This is a genomic window from Blastococcus goldschmidtiae, assembly GCF_031845325.1.
In the GTDB taxonomy this organism is placed as follows: Bacteria; Actinomycetota; Actinomycetes; order Mycobacteriales; family Geodermatophilaceae; genus Blastococcus; species Blastococcus goldschmidtiae.
Genome location: NZ_JAVREI010000021.1, coordinates 1 through 14,949 on the forward strand (window position 1 = coordinate 1; position 14,949 = coordinate 14,949).

Consider the following 14,949-nt stretch of genomic DNA (forward strand, 5'->3'; position numbering starts at 1 on the left):
GGCGGTCATGGCGAGAGGGAAACGCCCGGTCTCATTCCGAACCCGGAAGCTAAGCCTCTCAGCGCCGATGGTACTGCCCTGGAGACGGGGTGGGAGAGTAGGACGCCGCCGGACAACTATTACCGAAAGGGCCCCAGCATCCGTGCTGGGGCCCTTTCGTCATGCCCGGACCCTCCCCACGTCACCGCGGAGAAGCCGGCCGCGAAGCCGCGGGAGAACAGGCCGCGAAGCCGCGGAAGAACAGGCCGCATGTCCGCGGAAAGCAGGCCACGAATCCGCCGGGATGCGGACGATGACCGAGGGGTGGGCGGAACTGGTCGGCGGAGCATCTCGCTCCGCACCGGGTGGAATCGGGCGAGCCCCGCTCCGTCACTGTGACGGAACGGGGCCCGATCGAGGTGCCGGCCCGGTCAGGGACGACGCGCCGGATCCCGGGGAGCGCCGCGAGGGTCGCGATCAGGGCGGCCGCGAGCGGCAGGGCCACGGTCAGCGTGACCACGGACTGGTCGGTGAACCAGTCGGCCACGTTCGCCCAGGCGTCCAGCCAGGTGATGAGGAGCGCCAGGCCACCGAACACCACCATGGAGCCGCTGGGGGCCGGTCCGCCCGCCGCACTAAAGTCGAAGGAGCTGTCCCGTTCTGGGGAGAAGGAGCATGGTGTCCCGTCGTTCGCTGCTGACCCTCGCGGTGGGTGCGGCGCTGACGGTGACCGCCTGCGGGTCGGACGCCGTCTTCCTCCGGGAGCGCTCCGACACGCTGTCGGCTGAAGAGGTCGCCACGGCCGCCGAGGACGCTCTGGAACGAGGGGTGGGTGCCCGCCCCGAGATCTCCTGTCCGGAGGAGCTGGCCAAGGAGGAGGGGGCGACGACGCGCTGCACGCTCACCGCCGAGGACGACTCGGTGCAGTACGGCGTCACGGTCACCATCGCCTCGGCCGACGGCCGGAACCGCATCAGCGTCGAGGTGGACGACGAGCCCCTCGGCTGAGCCGCGTCGCCCCGCGGCGGCCCGGTCGAACCGGTCGCGGGGTCCTAGAGGGCAGCCGCCAGGGCTTCCAGGTCCTCCGCCGTGACGTCGAGGTGCGGGGAGACCCGCAGGACCGGGCCGGTCATCTCCCCCGGCGCTCGCTCGGGACCGGGCGCGCTGAGCACGATGCCGTGCTCGCTGAGCAGCCGCGCCCGCGTGCCGGCGACGTCCACACCGTCCGGTGGCCGCAGCGTCGTGATGGCCGTCGGCTCGCCGGCGGGTTCGACCACCGTCCAGCCGGCCACGCCGTCGAGCACGGTGCGCGTCAGCAGCCCGATCCCGGCCAGCCGCTCCCGGACGCGGTCCGGCCCCGCGGCCAGGTGCTCGCCGACGGCCATGATCAGGCCGATCCGGCCCGCGATGTGCCCCTCGGCGCTCTCGAACGCCCGGATGGGCGGCAGGTCGCCGGAGCCGGGCATCACCGGCGTGAGCTGGTCGGCGACGGCCGGCCGGGCCACCAGCACGCCGACGCCCCGCGGCCCGGCCAGCCACTTCCGCGAGGTCCCGTAGACGACGTCGGCCCCGACGTCGGTGTCCACGTGCCCCAGGGCCTGCGCGGCGTCCAGCACCAGCGGCACCCCGGCCGCCCGGCACAGTGCGGCGACCTCGGCGGCCGGCTGCAGGATCCCGCGGTGGCTCGGGATGTGGTCCAGGTGCACGAATCGCGGCGGGTCGGTGCGCAGCAGCCGCTCCACGCCCTCGAGGTCGGCCCGTCCACCGCCGTCGACCGGGAGGGGCTCGGGTCGCAGCCCGTAGGCGCCCAGCAGCCCGATGTTCGGCGCGTACTCGCCGGGCAGGCAGGCGACCCGGGAGCCGGCCGGCAGCCGCCAGCCGGTCAGCAGGGCGGCGAGGGCGGCCCGCGCGGACTCGACGAACGCGACGTCGGCCGCGGCCATGCCGACCAGCCCGCCGAGCACCGACCGGCCCTGCTGCAGCAGGTTCTCCGCCGCCTGGGCGGCGACGTAGCCGCCCAGCTCGGCCTCGTGCCGGGCGTGGTGCGACGCCGCCTCCAGGGCGCGGGAGCTCTGCCGGCTGCTGGCCGCGCTGTCCAGGTGCCGGCCGGCGGGGCGCGGCCGGGCCTTGCGCCAGGCGGCACCGAGGTCGTCGTGCGGGAGGAGGTCGGGGCGGGACGGCGTCACGGAGGCGGCCCCGTGCAGGGGCGCGCCGCGAGCATGCGAGTGGTGGGGGGCACGGGGTCCTTCATCAGGCGTCGATCTCCCCCCGGGCCACCGAAACGCCCGAGTGCGTGGGATCGCCGTCCAGGGGTTCCACCGACACGTCGACCAGCGGGTACTCCGCCAGGTCCACGCCGGCGGGCAGCTCCACGGTCTGCGTACCGGGGGCGACCACGCCGAGGGGGAACATGCCCTCGACGGACCGGTCGATCAGCCAGATCTCGTAGTAGCTGCCGTCCAGGACGGGGGCGTCCAGCTCCAGCCGCAGGATCCGGGACCCGTCGCTGCGGACCACGACGTCGGCCACGCCGGACGCCTCGGCGTCGGGCAACGGGTCGAGCGCGACCGTGGTGATCGACTCCCCGTCGTTCCCGGTCCACTGGACGACCGCGACGGCGCCGGCGCCCACGACGGCGCCGGCGAGGACCGCCGCCACCGCCAGCAGCAGCGGCCGGCGGCGCGAGCGCAACGGGACGACGGTGGCGCCGGGGCCCTCGTCAGACGGCCGAGCCGTGTCCGGCCCCGGCGCGGCGGCGATGGAGTCGGGGACGGCGGTGACCCCGGTGGCCGAGGCGATGGCGCCCCACACCGAGGGCGGTGGCGGAACGGCGCTGCCCGGTGCGGCGAACGCCGGGGCGGCGACGGCGTCGACCGCACGCCGCAAGCTCGACACCTCGGAGGCGCAGCACTCGCAGGAGTCCAGGTGGGCGGCGGACTCGGCCGGGAGCGGCTCGCCCAGAGCGGCGAGCGCGAGTTCGTCAGGCTGGCAGTGCGGCACCGTCCACCTCCAATCGGGTCCTCAAGCGTTCGAGCGTTCGGCGGATATGGGATTTCACCGTGCCGAGAGGAATTCCGGTGCGCTCGGAGATCTGGGCGTGCGTGAGGTCCTCGAAGAAGGCGAGCTCGATGATGCCGCGCTGCGGCTGCCCGAGCCGGTCCAGCTCGTCGAGCACCAGCATCCTGTCGGCAACAACGGTGTCGACCGCCGGTTCGGTCCCGCCGGCGGGTGTGGCCTTCGCCTCCGACACCGCCGCCTCGGCCTCCCGGCGCTGCTTGTCGCGGCGGGCCCAGGCATCGGCGATCTTGTGCCGGCAGATGCCCACCAGCCAGGCCGGCAGGGGCGAGTCGTCGGGGCGGAAACGGGCGCGACCGGTCCAGGCGGCGACGAACACCTGCTGGGTGACGTCCTCGGCGTCGGGCCCCGGCCCGAAGGCGCGCACCGCCATGCCGTGCACCTGGCCGGCCCAGCGCTCGTACGCCCACACGAGCGACTGCTCCTCGCCGGCGGCGAAGCGGCGGCCGACCTCGGCGTCGTCCGGGTCGACGCCGCTGCGCGTCCCCGGTACGGAATCCACGGATCGAACGCTACCGAGGATCGGCACCCGGGTGGCCAGCGCCCCGGTCACCGGACCGGCTCGGCGACTACGACGACGTTGTCGCGGTAGCTCCGGAACTCCGGGAGGAAAGGGCCGCCGCAGGTGATGACGGTCAGCCGCGGCGCGCCGTCCCGGGCGAAGATCCGCTCCAGCGGCAGCACCTGCTCGGTGATCAGCTGGCGGGAGACCACCCGCCAGCGGGTCGCCGTCCCGGCGGCGTCGGGGACGGTGATCTCGTCGCCCACAGCGGCGTCGTCCAGGGGGAACAGGGCGCCGGGGCGCTGCTCGCGGTCGTCGACGTGGCCGGCCAGGACGGCCGAGCCCTCTGCGCCCGGCGCCGGTCCGAGCCGGTACCAGCCGACGCGGGAGACGTCCTCGGGGAGCTCCATCTGGCCGTCGGCGGCGATGCCGACGGCGTCGACGCGAGCGTCCACGCCCTGCGACGGAACGCTGATGCGGACCGGCGCCGGAGCGCTCGGGATCGCCGACGGGGCGGCGTCCCGGGTGGTGACGGAAGGGGTGGCGGGAAGGGGCTGCTCCAGCGGGATGCCCGCAGCCGCCTCTGGCTGGGTCAGCACCCAGGCGGTCGGGGCGCCGACGGCCAGGGCGAGGCCCAGGACGGCGGAGGCGGCGGCGGGTCGCACGGATCCGGTCCGGTCAGCCGCGGGTGCGGGCGAGACGGACGGCGCCGGCGCCGGCGACGGCCAGGCCGACGACCGGGAGAGCGGCGACCATCGGCAGCGAGCTGCCCTCGTCGGCCAGACCGGCCGAGCCACCGGGGACGCCGCTGGGCGCGGAGTGCGTGCCGCTGACCGTCTGGACGGCGAGGTCGTAGCCGGCGGCACCGGAATCCCAGGCGTAGACGATCGTGTGCGCCCCTTCGGCCACCGACAGGTCGGCCGGGCCGATCGCCACGGTGTCGGTGCCGGCGAGCACGACGTCGGCGGACACGGTCCCGGCCGGGACGGTCAGCGACTCCTCGTTCGGGTTGGTCAGCCCGTCGATGATGACCTCGCCGCCGGCCCGGACGTCCACCGCAGGTGCGGCGGCGACGTGGCGCACGGTGACCCGACCCTCGCCCGCGGGGACCGCAGAGGTGTCGTTGACGAACGGCGTCAGGGTGGGGCTGCCGTCCTCCTTCAGGTGGGCGACCACGGTGGCGTTCGCGCCCGCGGGGACGGCGACGTCCATGGCCGAGAGCAGCGGCTCGCCGGACGCGTCGGCGGCGTCGGCCGGGAAGAGCGCGAGGTCGTACTCGCCCGCGGGGAGCTCGAGCGGATCGGTCATGGTGCCGGGCTGGAAGTCGTCGATCAGCCGCTCGCCGTTGGCGTAGACGTCGAGGGGGTGTTCGGGACGCCGTGCAGGACGGAGACGGTGGCGGTGTGGTCGTCGGCCAGGGCCGGGGTGGCGGCCAGGGCCATGGCGCCGGCTGCGGTGAGGACGCCGGCGGTGCGGCCGAGAGTGCGGGCGGTGCTCATGGGATCTTCTTTCCAGCGGGGGGAGGTGCCTGTGCTCCCCTTTTCCTGGCCGCCACCCCGACCGGATGCAGGCGAACTCCGGACTTCTTCTCCGGTCCCCGGCAGGGTGCAGGATGGGCGGGTGACGACGCGCGACCGGGACGCCGAGGGCCGGGCCCGCAACGCCCGTCCGCGGGACGCGCTCGGCCGGCCGCTGCCGCACGACGCCGCTGGTGAGCCGCGTGCGCCGGAGGGGGTCGTCCGCGAACCGCTGGTCGCCCTCGCGGAGGCGCAGGAGCTCCTCGACGCCGGCCGTCCCTTCCACGCCCACGAGGTCCTCGAGGACGCGTGGAAGTCCTCGGTGCCCGAGGAGCGGCAGCTGTGGCGTGGCCTCGCCCAGCTCGCCGTCGGGCTCACCCATGCCGCCCGCGGCAACGCCCGGGGTGCGGCGACGCTGCTCGAGCGGGGCGTCGGCAACGTCGTCCGCTACGCCGACGCGCCGCCGCACGGGATCGACGTCGCCGGGCTGGCCGCGTGGGGGCGGGCCCTGGCCGCCGACCCGTCGACCGGCCGCGAGGCGGCCCGCGCCGCGCCGCGCCTCCGAGGCTGATCAACCGGCGCGGACGCGGGCGTAGCGGTCGAGGGACACCTGGCGCTCGTGCGCGTGGTCGACGACGGGCTCGGGGTAGCCGGCCGGGATGCCTCCGGGTGCGGTCCACGGCTCGTGCACGTGCTTCGGGTCCAGATCGCGCAGCTCCGGCACCCACCGCTTCACGTAGGCGCCGTCCGGGTCGAACTTCTTGCCCTGGGTGATCGGGTTGAAGACCCGGTAGTACGGCGAGGCGTCGGTGCCGGTGCCGGCGACCCACTGCCAGCCGTGCTGGTTGCTGGCCAGGTCGCCGTCGACCAGGTGCTGCATGAAGTACCGGGCGCCGCGGGTCCACTCCTGGTGCAGGTCCTTGACGAGGAACGACGCGACGATCATCCGCACCCGGTTGTGCACGTAGGCCTCGCCGAGCAGCTGGCGCATCCCGGCGTCGACGATCGGGAAGCCGGTGCGGCCGGTCTCCCAGGCGCGCACCAGGGCCTCGGCGTCCGGACCGGAGTCGTACCCCATGCCCTGCAGCTCGGGCTTGAGGTACTCCCGCGCGGACTCCGGGCGGTGCCAGAGGACGTCGGCGTAGAAGTCCCGCCAGGCCAGCTCGTCGGTGTAGCGGCGCACCGCCTCGGTCGGCTCGCCGGCGAGGTCGGCCACCAGCGTGCGGGGGTGGAGGCAGCCGTACTTGAGGTAGGGCGACAGCCGGCTGGTGCCGTTCGTGCCGGGGGTGTTGCGGCCCTCGTCGTAGCCGGACAGCCGCTCGTCCCGGAACTGCGCCCAGGCGGCCAGCGCCGCCTGCTCGCCGGCGGGCGGCAGGACGACGTCGCCGAGGTCGGGCGCGGGGGGCGGGGCATCGGAGCGGACGCCGGTCCGCCAGCGGACGCCGTCGGGGGAGCCCGCCGGTGCGCGCCAGCCGTGCTCCCGCCAGGCGCGCGCGAAGGGGGAGAAGACCTGGAAGGGCGTGCCGGTGCGCGTGGTCACCCGGCCGGGAGTGACGAGGTACGGCGAGCCGGTGCGCACCAGGGGCACGTCGCCCAACGCCTGCTCGACCGCGTCGTCGCGGCGGCGCCCGTAGGGGCCGGTGTCGGCGCTGACGTGCACGCTGCTCGCCGCCACCTCCCAGGCCAGGCCGGGCAGGACCTCGGCCGGATCGCCGGAGCGCAGCACCAGCGCGCCGTCGAGATCGGCGTCCAGTGCGGTCAGGCAGTCGAGCAGGAAGCGGCGGCGTGGCTCCCCGGAGGGGCCGTAGAGCCGGTCGTCGAACACGAACACGGGGACGACGTCGCCCTCCGGCCCGGCCGCGTCGCGGGCGGCCAGCAGCGCCGGGTGGTCGTGCAGGCGCAGGTCCCGCCGGAACCAGAGCAGCGTCGTCGGCACCCCGCCGAGCGTAGGGAGGCCGACGGTGGGCCGCTCCTGGAGCGTTTCTCGCGCGGAACTGAGGGCTGGAGACCAGCTCTGGTCCAGCGGGGCCTCTGCGCGGGCAAGGGGCCGGTGGAGCAGTGCTGATCACGCGCCTGTCCCGTCCTGCAACGCCTCCGGAAGGCGAAGAACACCCCTGAAGCCCCCGATCGGGGACGGCGCGTCGCCCCGATCCGCGCGATCATGGTCGGGTGCCCGAGTTGCCCGAAGTGGAGGCGCTGACCGCTTTCCTGCGCGCCGACGCCGTCGGCCGGGTGCTGACCCGCGCCGACCTGGCCGCCGTGCAGGCGATCAAGACCTTCGACCCACCGCTGTCCGCGCTCGGCGGGCTGGAGATCACCGGTGCCGGCCGGCACGGCAAGTTCCTCGACCTCGACGTCTCCGGCCTGCACCTCGTCGTCCACCTGGCCCGCGCCGGCTGGCTGCACTGGCGGGAGAACCTGCCGGCCGCCCCGCCCAAGCCGGGCAAGGGGCCGCTCGCGCTCCGGGTGCACCTGGATGACGGGAACGGCTTCGACCTCACCGAGCAGGGGACCCGCAAGGGGCTGGCGATCTACGTCGTCCGGTCGCCCTCCGAGGTGCCCGGCATCGCCCGGCTCGGCCCCGATGCGCTCGAGGTCGACCGGGACACCTTCGCCCGGCTGATGGCCGGCCGGTCGGGCCAGCTCAAGGGTGCGCTGACCGACCAGACGCTGATCGCCGGCATCGGCAACGCCTACTCGGACGAGATCCTGCACGCCGCCCGGCTGTCCCCGTTCAAGATGGCCGACAAGCTCAGCGACGACGAACTGGTCCGTCTCCACGATGCCGTGCGGGCGACGCTCACCGACGCGCTCGAGCGCCAGGTCGGCCAGCGGGCGGCGACCATGAAGGGCGAGAAGCGCTCCGGGCTGCAGGTGCACGCCCGCACGGGTCTGCCTTGCCCGGTCTGCGGGGACACCGTCCGGGAGGTCAGCTTCGCCGACACGTCGCTGCAGTACTGCGCCACCTGCCAGACCGGGGGCAAGCCGCTGGCCGACCGGCGGATGTCCAAGCTGCTCCGCTGAGGGAGCACCCGCTTCGCACGGCACTCCTGGACGGCGGCCCTCCTGCAGGGGGTTCTGTGCAGTGCGTCACGTCACGCACCGGGGAGGAGGGAGGTGAGCCGCGTGATCGTGCGCGCCAGCACCGATGTGCCGACGCCACTCGCGGTGGCGTTCGACCCGGGCTCGACCGCCGAGCCCACCGCCGTCCACCAGTCGTCCAGCGGCGGGGGAGCCAGCACGTCGATCCGCTGGCCCGGGCGGGGGACGACGACGGGGATCTCCCGTGGGCGCGCGGCGGCCAGCAGCCGCTGCACCGGCTCGGCCCACCGGTGGAACGCCAGGTTGAAGGTGGCCCAGTGGATGGGCAGCAGCACCACGCCGCCGAGGTCGCCGTGCGCGCGGACCGCCTCCTCGGGGTCCATGTGGATGGCGTGCCAGGCGTCGTTGTAGGCGCCGATCGGCAGCAGCGTCAGGTCGAACGGCCCGAGCCGGGCGCCGATCCCGGCGAAGGCGGGGGTGTAGCCGGTGTCGCCGCCGAAGTAGACGCGGTGCCGCAGGCCGGCGATGGCCCACGACGCCCACAGCGTGGTGTTGCGGTGGAAGTACCGGCCCGAGAAGTGCCGCGCCTCGGTGCAGGTGAGGGTCAGGCCGGCCACCTGGTGCACGCCGTCCCAGTCCAGCTCGACGATGCGGTCATCGGGGACGTGCCACGTACGCAGGTGCTCGCCGATGCCCAGCGGGACGACGAACGGCGCGGTCTGGGTGGCCAGCAGCGCCCGGACCGTCGGCAGGTCGAGGTGGTCGTAGTGGTCGTGGGAGATCAGCACGGCGTCGACCTGGGGCAGCTCCTGGACCGGCAGGGGCGGTTCGTGCAACCGGGTCGGCCCGAACAGCGGCGACGGCGAGACGCGGTGCCCCCACACCGGGTCGACCAGCACCCGCCGGCCGTCGACCTCCAGCAGTGCGCTGGCATGCCCGAACCAGGTGACCGCCAGTTCGGCGGCGTCGGCGGGGAGCTCGGGCCGCGCCAGCGGGATCGGGCCGCCGGGGAGGCCGACGTGCCGCTCCTCGTGCCACTGCCGGAGCAGACCGTCGCGGGTGTTGGCCGGCGCCAGCGCCGGGGTGGGCAGCGTGTTGTGGAACGAGCCCTCGGAGAAGTGCGGCGACCCCGCGACGACCGGCCGCAGCCGGCGGCGGTGCGCACCCAGCGCCGTCGGCAGGCCCCACGCTGCGGCGGTCACCCAGCCCACCGGCCCGGCGAGCACGGCGGCGGTGACGGCGGCACGGCGGAGGAAGGCGGACGGCACGTGCTCCAGTGTCCCAGCCGGGCGGCGGGCATCGAAGGTTTCCCGTGGAACCTCACACCGCTCGGGCGACGATCAGGGTCCCTGATCATGGAGCGTCCTCCCTCACCGTGGGACGTGAGGGAGGACGCTCGGGGATCAGGTTCCCTGATCGTCGCGGGGGTGGGTCAGGCGGCGATGGCGGCCACCGGGGAGGTGCGCGCGGCGCGGCGGGCCGGGAGCACCGAGGCGAGCAGTCCGGCCAGGGTGGCGACGACGACGATCGCGCCCACCTGCAGCCACGGGACGTCGAGCACGATGTCGCCCAGCTCGCCGAGCACCGAGGCCGCACCTATCAGGCCGTAGGCGCCGCCCACGAGGACCCCGATGGCCGAGGCGACCCCGGCCACCAGCACCGCCTCCCAGGCCAGCAGTCCGCGCAGTTGCCCGCGGGTGAGGCCGAGCGCCCGCAGCAGCCCGTTCTCCTGCCGGCGCTCGACCACGGACAGGGCCAGGGTGTTGCCCACCCCGATCAGCGCGATGACCACGGCCACCGCGAGCAGCCCGGTGACCACGAGCAGCAGGACGTCGAGGATCTCGTCCAGCTCGATGCGCATCGTGACCAACCCGGTGACCTGCGCGTCCGGGGCGGCCTCGCCGACGAGGTCGGTGACCTCGTCGACCCCGTCGACCTGGGCGTCCGGATCGGCCGCGGACAGCATCACCCAGACCTCGGCCAGTCCCGGGTCCCCGGCCAGGGAGCGCAGATCGCCGGCGTCCAGCAGCGGCGCCTGGTCCTCGCCGGTGACGAGGACCCGGAGGGGAAGCGAGCGGCCCTCGCCGGTCAGCGTCAGCGTGTCGCCGTCCTTGACCGAGTAGTACTCCGCCGACCACTCGGGGAGCACGACCTCCCCGGGCCGCGGCAGGGGCGTCTTGTCCGTCGAGCGCAGCACCGTGCTCGCGGCGGCGGCGTCCACGCCGTGCGCGTAGAAGGGATCGCCGGCGGGGTCGGTGACGTCGGCGCCGGTCACCGGTGTGGTGCGGGCGACCGGGTCCAGCCCCGCGAGCGCGCCGGGCAGGGACGTGGGCAGGTCGTCCGAGAAGCTCTGGACGACGACATCGGTCGGGAACTCCGCGTCGAGGCCTGCCGTGGCCGTCGCCCGCGTCGAGGCGGCGCCCACGACGAACGCACTGGTGAGCGTGACGCCGATGAGCAGCGCGGTGGCCGTGGCCGCCGTCCGCCGGGGGTTGCGGGTGGCGTTGCCCGCGGCGAGGCGGGCGGGGACCCCGCCGAGCCGGCCGGCCAGCCGGCCGGCGGCCGCGACGACCGGCGGCACGGCCCGCTGGGCCAGCAGCACGATGCCGAGGAAGCTCGCCACCCCGCCGGGGAGGGCGACCAGGACGTCCTGCATCAGCGCTCCGCCGACGAGCAGGGCGGTGCCCGGCACGGCCAGCAGCAGCCCGAGGGCCAGTCTGAGCACACCCGGCCGGGAGCGCAGCGGGGCCTGGTCCACCGGCCGCAGCGCCGCGAGCGGGGCGACCTTCGTGGCGGCCCGTGCCGGGGCCAGGGCGGCGAGCACGGTGACGACGGTGCCGACGACCATCCCGGCGAGCACCGCGTACAGCGGCACGGCGACCCCGGACAGGGGGATGGCGGAGTTGCTGCCGGCCACGGCGGAGATCAGCGCGGCCAGCCCGATGCCCGCCGCGACGCCGGCCGCCGACGAGACCAGCCCGGTGGCCAGCGCCTCGCCGAGCACGCTGCGCCGCACCTGCCGGGCGGTGGCACCTACGCAGCGCAGGAGGGCCAGCTCGCGGGTCCGCTGGGCGAGCAGGACGGCGAAGGTGTTGGCGATGACCAGCCCGGCGACGACGACGGCGATGGTGCCGAACACCAGCAGCACCGAGGCCAGCGCGGTCGAGTTGCCCATCATGGCCGCGGCCGTCTTCTCCGCCTGCTCCTCGCCCGTGCGCACGACGGCGTCGCCGGGAACCGCGGCGGTGACGTCGCGGACCACCTCGTCGCTGTCGAAGCCGGGACCGGCGGCGATCCGGAGCTCGGTGGGGCCGGGGGCGCCCCAATCGCGGGCCTGCGCCTCGGTGACGAAGCCCCGGGCGTAGAGCCCGGCCTCGGGGTCGCCGCGCAGGTCGACGATGCCGGTGACGGTCGCCTCCGACGTCGTCGCCTCCCCCTCGGCGTCGTACGTCGAGACGGTCAGCACGTCGCCGACCTCGGCCCGTGCGCGGTCGGTGACGGCGACCTCACCGGGAGCCGAGGGGAACCGGCCGGAGGAGAGCTGCTCCCAGCGCAGCTGCGGGGCGTCGGCCACCGACTGCACGGAGAGGTACTGCGAGCCGGGGCGGCCGGGGACCGCGGCCGAGACGCTGGTCTCGTACGCGGGAGCGACGGCGCCGACGGAGTCGAGCGCGTCCAGGGTGGCGACGTCGTCGGCGAGCGACTCGCCGGACGGGGAGGTGACGACGGCGGCGCTGCCGACGTAGCGGGCGCCGACGGTGTCGAGGACCGTGCTGCGGGAGGTCTCGTTGAGCACGAGGGTGGCCACCACGAAGCCGACGGCGATGACGACGGCCAGCGTGGAGGCGATCAGCCGCGCCGCGTGGGTGCGGAGCTGAGCGAGGACGACGGTGCGCATCGCCTCAGGCCCCCAGCCCGCGCAGCGCGTCGAGCACGGACTCGGCGGTGGGGTCGGCGAGGTCGCCGGCCAGCCGGCCGTCGGCCAGCAGCACCACGCGGTCGGCGTAGGCGGCCGCCGCCGGGTCGTGGGTGACCATGACGACGGTCTGGCCGGTCTCCTTCACGCTGGAGCGGAGCAGGCCGAGGACCTCCGCGCCGGATCGGGAGTCCAGGTTGCCGGTGGGCTCGTCGGCGAAGACGACGTCGGGCCGGGGCAGCAGGGCGCGGGCGATGGCGACCCGCTGCTGCTGGCCGCCGGAGAGCTCGTGCGGGCGGTGGCCCAGGCGCTCGCGCAGACCCAGCCGGGCGATGACGGCGTCGAACCAGGCGGGATCGGGCCGCAGGCCGCCGAGCTGCATGGGCAGGACGATGTTCTCGCGGGCGTCGAGCACGGGGAGCAGGTTGAAGGCCTGGAAGACGAAGCCGATCCGCTTCCGGCGCAGCGTGGTCAGCTGGTCGTCGCGCAGGTCGGTGAGCGGGGTGTCGCCCAGCCAGACCTCGCCGGCGGTCGCGGTGTCCAGGCCGGCCAGGCAGTGCATGAGGGTCGACTTGCCGGACCCGGAGGGGCCCATGATCGCGGTGAACTCACCGGCGGCGAAGGTGACGTCGACCCCGGCCAGCGCGTGCACCGCGGTCTCACCGGTGCCGTAGGTCTTGCGCAGCCCGGCGGCGCGGACGGCGGCGGTCGCCGGGGCGCCCGGCGCCTCGCCGGGGACGGTCATGACGGGGACGGACACTTCGGACCTCCGGTGCAGGGGATGCGGCAACGGAGATCACGCTCCCGCCCGGGGCCGTCCTCGCGCGTCGGAGCGGAGGGCCATCTTCCGGCGGCCCGCCGTGCTCCCCCGGACGGATGCCGCCGTCATCCCCCGGTCGTAGACCTCTGCCTCTCCGTGGGAGAGCGGCCGGCTCTTCCGGGGAAGAGCGGCCGGCTTCTCCGGGGAGAAGCGGAACTAGGCGTCGCGGAGGAGGTCGGCCGGCTGCACGAGGCCGGTCCGGTAGGCGAGGACGACGGCCTGCACGCGGTCGCGCGAACCGGTCTTGGCCAGCACCCGCCCGACGTGGGTCTTCACGGTCGCCTCGCTGACGACGAAGCCCCGCGCGATCTCGGTGTTGGAGGCGCCCAGGGCCATCTGCACCAGCACCTCCCGCTCGCGCGGCGTGAGCTCGGCCAGCGCCGCGTCGTCGCCACCACCGGGCGCCGAGGCAGGCGCGCCGCGCAGCATCGGCGCGACGTGCTGCAGCAGCCGGCGGGTGGAGCTGGCCGCGATCACCGAGTCGCCGGCGTGCACGGTGCGCACCGCGTCCAGCATCTCCTCGGGCGGGGCGTCCTTGAGCAGGAAGCCGCTGGCCCCGGCGCCGATGGCGGCGACGACGTACTCGTCGAGGTCGAACGTGGTGAGGACGACGACCCGAGGGGGCTCCGGCAGCGCGATCACCTGGCGGGTCGCCTCGATGCCGTCGGTGCCGGGCATGCGGATGTCCATGAGCACCACGTCGGCCGGGGTACCGCGCAGCAGCTGGACCGCGGCCGCGCCGTCGCCCGCCTCCCCGACCACGGTCAGGTCGGGCTGGGAGTCGATGACCATGCGGAACCCGGCGCGGACCATCTGCTGGTCGTCGACGAGGACGACGCGGATCGGTGCGCCCGGCGACTCGGTCATCGCCTCGAACCGTAGGGCAGCGCGGCGTGCACGCCGAACCCGCCGCCGTGTCGCGGCCCGGCCTCCAGCCGCCCGCGGTGCAGCTGCGCGCGCTCGCGCATCCCGCGCAGCCCCTGGCCCTCGCCGTCTGAGGAGGTCCCGTGGGCGGAGGTCAGGGCGGCCGACGCCCCGCGGCCGTCGTCGAGCACCGACAGCTCCAGGGCGTCGGGCCGCCACTGCAGCCGCACCCAGGCGCGCGAGGCCGGGCCGGCGTGCTTGAGCACGTTGGTGAGCGATTCCTGCACGATCCGGTAGGCGGCCAGCTGCGGGCCCGCGGCCAGCGGCTGCGGCTCGCCCTCGACGATCAGGTCGACGTCCAGGCCACTGGCCCGCACGTCCTCGACCAGGGCGGGGATCGCGGCGACGTCGGGCTGCGGTGCGTACTCCTCGCCGCCGCCCTCCCGCAGCACGCCCAGCAGCGAGCGCATGTCGGTGAGCGCCTGTCGCCCGGTCGCGGCGATCGCCTCCAGCGCGCCGGTCGCCGCCTCGGGGTCGGTCCGGCCGGCGTACCGGCCGCCGTCGGCCTGCGCGATGACCACCGACAGGGAGTGGGCGACGACGTCGTGCAGTTCGCGGGCGATGCGCGCCCGCTCGGTCGCCGCGGCCAGCCGCATCTCCTGCTCGCGCTCCAGCTCGAGCAGCTGTGCCCGCTCCTCCAGGGCGGCCAGCTGCTGCACCCGAGCCCGGCGCAGGTTGCCCAGGGCCCAGGCGGCGACGACGGAGACCCCGATCGCCATGGCGGTCGGGAGGACCGATCCGATGAAGCCGTACCCGAAGAAGCGGATCGCGGCCAGCAGTGCGCCCGCCATGCCGATCGCGACGCCGGCCTGGCTCGCCCAGCGAGGCGCGTAGGCGGCCAGCGCGTAGATCATCATCAGCACCGCGACGTTGGCGACCAGGAAGTCCGGGGCGGCCACCAGCTCCAGCAGCCCGGCCGCGACCACGACGGCGGCGGCCGGGACCGGTGCCCGCCGTCGCCAGGCCAGCGGCGCCACCATCAGCGTGCCGATGACCAGCGCGGCCGCGGGGTCTTCCCAGTAGGTCTGCAGCGGCAACAGGACGGCGAGGAACCACACGGCGCCCGCGAGCGCCGCGTCGACGGCGTCGGGGTGCCGGCGCAGCCGCTCGGTCGAGCGGTCGAGGGGGCCGTCCACGCCGTCGAGCCTAGGCAGCGCCGGCCGCGAATTCGTCG

General features: G+C 75.2%; 16 protein-coding genes and 1 rRNA gene. 4 read left to right on the forward strand and 13 right to left on the reverse strand.

The window, feature by feature from the left end:
- A 5S ribosomal RNA gene (rrf, locus tag RM425_RS19915) occupies positions 1 to 114 on the forward strand; the annotation flags it as partial.
- A gap of 67 nt (positions 115 to 181) precedes the next feature.
- On the opposite strand, the gene RM425_RS19920 is transcribed toward rrf, so the two are convergent.
- Positions 182 to 583 (reverse strand): hypothetical protein, encoded by a 402-nt coding sequence (locus RM425_RS19920; RefSeq protein WP_311346972.1) that lies wholly within the window; start codon positions 581 to 583, stop codon positions 182 to 184.
- 71 nt (positions 584 to 654) lie between these two features.
- On the opposite strand from RM425_RS19920, the gene RM425_RS19925 reads away from it, so the two are divergent.
- Positions 655 to 987 carry a DUF4333 domain-containing protein gene (locus tag RM425_RS19925; protein ID WP_311346973.1) on the forward strand — a complete coding sequence of 111 codons (333 nt, stop codon included), beginning with the start codon at positions 655 to 657 and terminating at the stop codon, positions 985 to 987.
- Positions 988 to 1,031: 44 nt separating this feature from the next.
- Here RM425_RS19925 and egtE read toward each other — a convergent pair whose 3' ends face one another.
- From egtE to RM425_RS19955, 6 genes are all read right to left on the reverse strand, one after another.
- Complete coding sequence (gene egtE, locus RM425_RS19930; RefSeq protein WP_311346974.1) at positions 1,032 to 2,165, reverse strand: ergothioneine biosynthesis PLP-dependent enzyme EgtE; 1,134 nt, start codon at positions 2,163 to 2,165, stop codon at positions 1,032 to 1,034.
- Between the two features lie 64 nt (positions 2,166 to 2,229).
- Complete coding sequence (locus RM425_RS19935) at positions 2,230 to 2,979, reverse strand: anti-sigma factor (protein WP_311346975.1); 750 nt, start codon at positions 2,977 to 2,979, stop codon at positions 2,230 to 2,232.
- Positions 2,960 to 3,556, reverse strand: coding sequence for an RNA polymerase sigma factor (locus tag RM425_RS19940; protein ID WP_311346976.1), 597 nt, complete (start codon positions 3,554 to 3,556; stop codon positions 2,960 to 2,962). Before RM425_RS19940 ends, RM425_RS19935 begins: the two co-directional genes overlap by 20 nt.
- Positions 3,557 to 3,603: 47 nt before the next feature.
- A complete protein-coding gene (locus tag RM425_RS19945) occupies positions 3,604 to 4,221 on the reverse strand; it encodes a class F sortase (protein WP_311346977.1) in 618 nt (205 codons plus the stop codon).
- A gap of 13 nt (positions 4,222 to 4,234) precedes the next feature.
- Positions 4,235 to 4,864: a DUF4397 domain-containing protein gene (locus tag RM425_RS19950; RefSeq protein WP_311346978.1), complete on the reverse strand. Its 630-nt coding sequence runs from the start codon at positions 4,862 to 4,864 to the stop codon at positions 4,235 to 4,237.
- Positions 4,865 to 4,887: 23 nt separating this feature from the next.
- Entirely contained in the window at positions 4,888 to 5,055 is a 168-nt protein-coding gene (locus tag RM425_RS19955; RefSeq protein WP_311346979.1) for a hypothetical protein, read from the reverse strand.
- Between the two features lie 121 nt (positions 5,056 to 5,176).
- Between RM425_RS19955 and RM425_RS19960 the strand changes: the two genes are divergently transcribed.
- The gene (locus RM425_RS19960) at positions 5,177 to 5,644 is read left to right on the forward strand and encodes a DUF309 domain-containing protein (protein WP_311346980.1); all 468 of its coding nucleotides are present in this window, start codon (positions 5,177 to 5,179) and stop codon (positions 5,642 to 5,644) included.
- Here RM425_RS19960 and RM425_RS19965 read toward each other — a convergent pair whose 3' ends face one another.
- Positions 5,645 to 7,009: a cryptochrome/photolyase family protein gene (locus RM425_RS19965; protein ID WP_311346981.1), complete on the reverse strand. Its 1,365-nt coding sequence runs from the start codon at positions 7,007 to 7,009 to the stop codon at positions 5,645 to 5,647. It abuts the gene before it with no gap.
- 233 nt (positions 7,010 to 7,242) lie between these two features.
- On the opposite strand from RM425_RS19965, the gene RM425_RS19970 reads away from it, so the two are divergent.
- On the forward strand, positions 7,243 to 8,097 hold the full coding sequence (locus RM425_RS19970) for an Fpg/Nei family DNA glycosylase (protein WP_311346982.1): 855 nt from the start codon (positions 7,243 to 7,245) through the stop codon (positions 8,095 to 8,097).
- 71 nt (positions 8,098 to 8,168) lie between these two features.
- Here the strand turns inward: RM425_RS19970 and RM425_RS19975 are convergent, their stop codons facing one another.
- The 5 genes from RM425_RS19975 to RM425_RS19995 all read right to left on the reverse strand — a co-directional run bounded on the left by RM425_RS19975 (position 8,169) and on the right by RM425_RS19995 (position 14,911).
- Entirely contained in the window at positions 8,169 to 9,383 is a 1,215-nt protein-coding gene (locus tag RM425_RS19975; RefSeq protein ID WP_311346983.1) for an MBL fold metallo-hydrolase, read from the reverse strand.
- 164 nt (positions 9,384 to 9,547) lie between these two features.
- On the reverse strand, positions 9,548 to 12,013 hold the full coding sequence (locus RM425_RS19980) for an ABC transporter permease (RefSeq protein WP_311346984.1): 2,466 nt from the start codon (positions 12,011 to 12,013) through the stop codon (positions 9,548 to 9,550).
- A gap of 4 nt (positions 12,014 to 12,017) precedes the next feature.
- A complete protein-coding gene (locus RM425_RS19985; RefSeq protein WP_449495093.1) occupies positions 12,018 to 12,791 on the reverse strand; it encodes an ABC transporter ATP-binding protein in 774 nt (257 codons plus the stop codon).
- Between the two features lie 216 nt (positions 12,792 to 13,007).
- A complete protein-coding gene (locus tag RM425_RS19990; protein WP_311346985.1) occupies positions 13,008 to 13,718 on the reverse strand; it encodes a response regulator transcription factor in 711 nt (236 codons plus the stop codon).
- Entirely contained in the window at positions 13,715 to 14,911 is a 1,197-nt protein-coding gene (locus RM425_RS19995) for a sensor histidine kinase (protein WP_311346986.1), read from the reverse strand. The genes RM425_RS19990 and RM425_RS19995 overlap by 4 nt, the downstream gene beginning before the upstream one ends.
- Between the last annotated feature and the right edge of the window lie 38 nt (positions 14,912 to 14,949).

Bases quoted from the DNA above. Each gene is read 5' to 3' on its own strand.
- RM425_RS19920 (WP_311346972.1), bottom strand. From the start codon at position 583: ATGGTGGTGTTCGGTGGCCTGGCGCTCCTCATCACCTGGCTGGACGCC.
- RM425_RS19925 (WP_311346973.1), top strand. From the start codon at position 655: ATGGTGTCCCGTCGTTCGCTGCTGACCCTCGCGGTGGGTGCGGCGCTG.
- RM425_RS19950 (WP_311346978.1), bottom strand. From the start codon at position 4,864: ATGACCGATCCGCTCGAGCTCCCCGCGGGCGAGTACGACCTCGCGCTC.
- RM425_RS19955 (WP_311346979.1), bottom strand. From the start codon at position 5,055: ATGAGCACCGCCCGCACTCTCGGCCGCACCGCCGGCGTCCTCACCGCA.
- RM425_RS19980 (WP_311346984.1), bottom strand. From the start codon at position 12,013: ATGCGCACCGTCGTCCTCGCTCAGCTCCGCACCCACGCGGCGCGGCTG.
- RM425_RS19990 (WP_311346985.1), bottom strand. From the start codon at position 13,718: ATGACCGAGTCGCCGGGCGCACCGATCCGCGTCGTCCTCGTCGACGAC.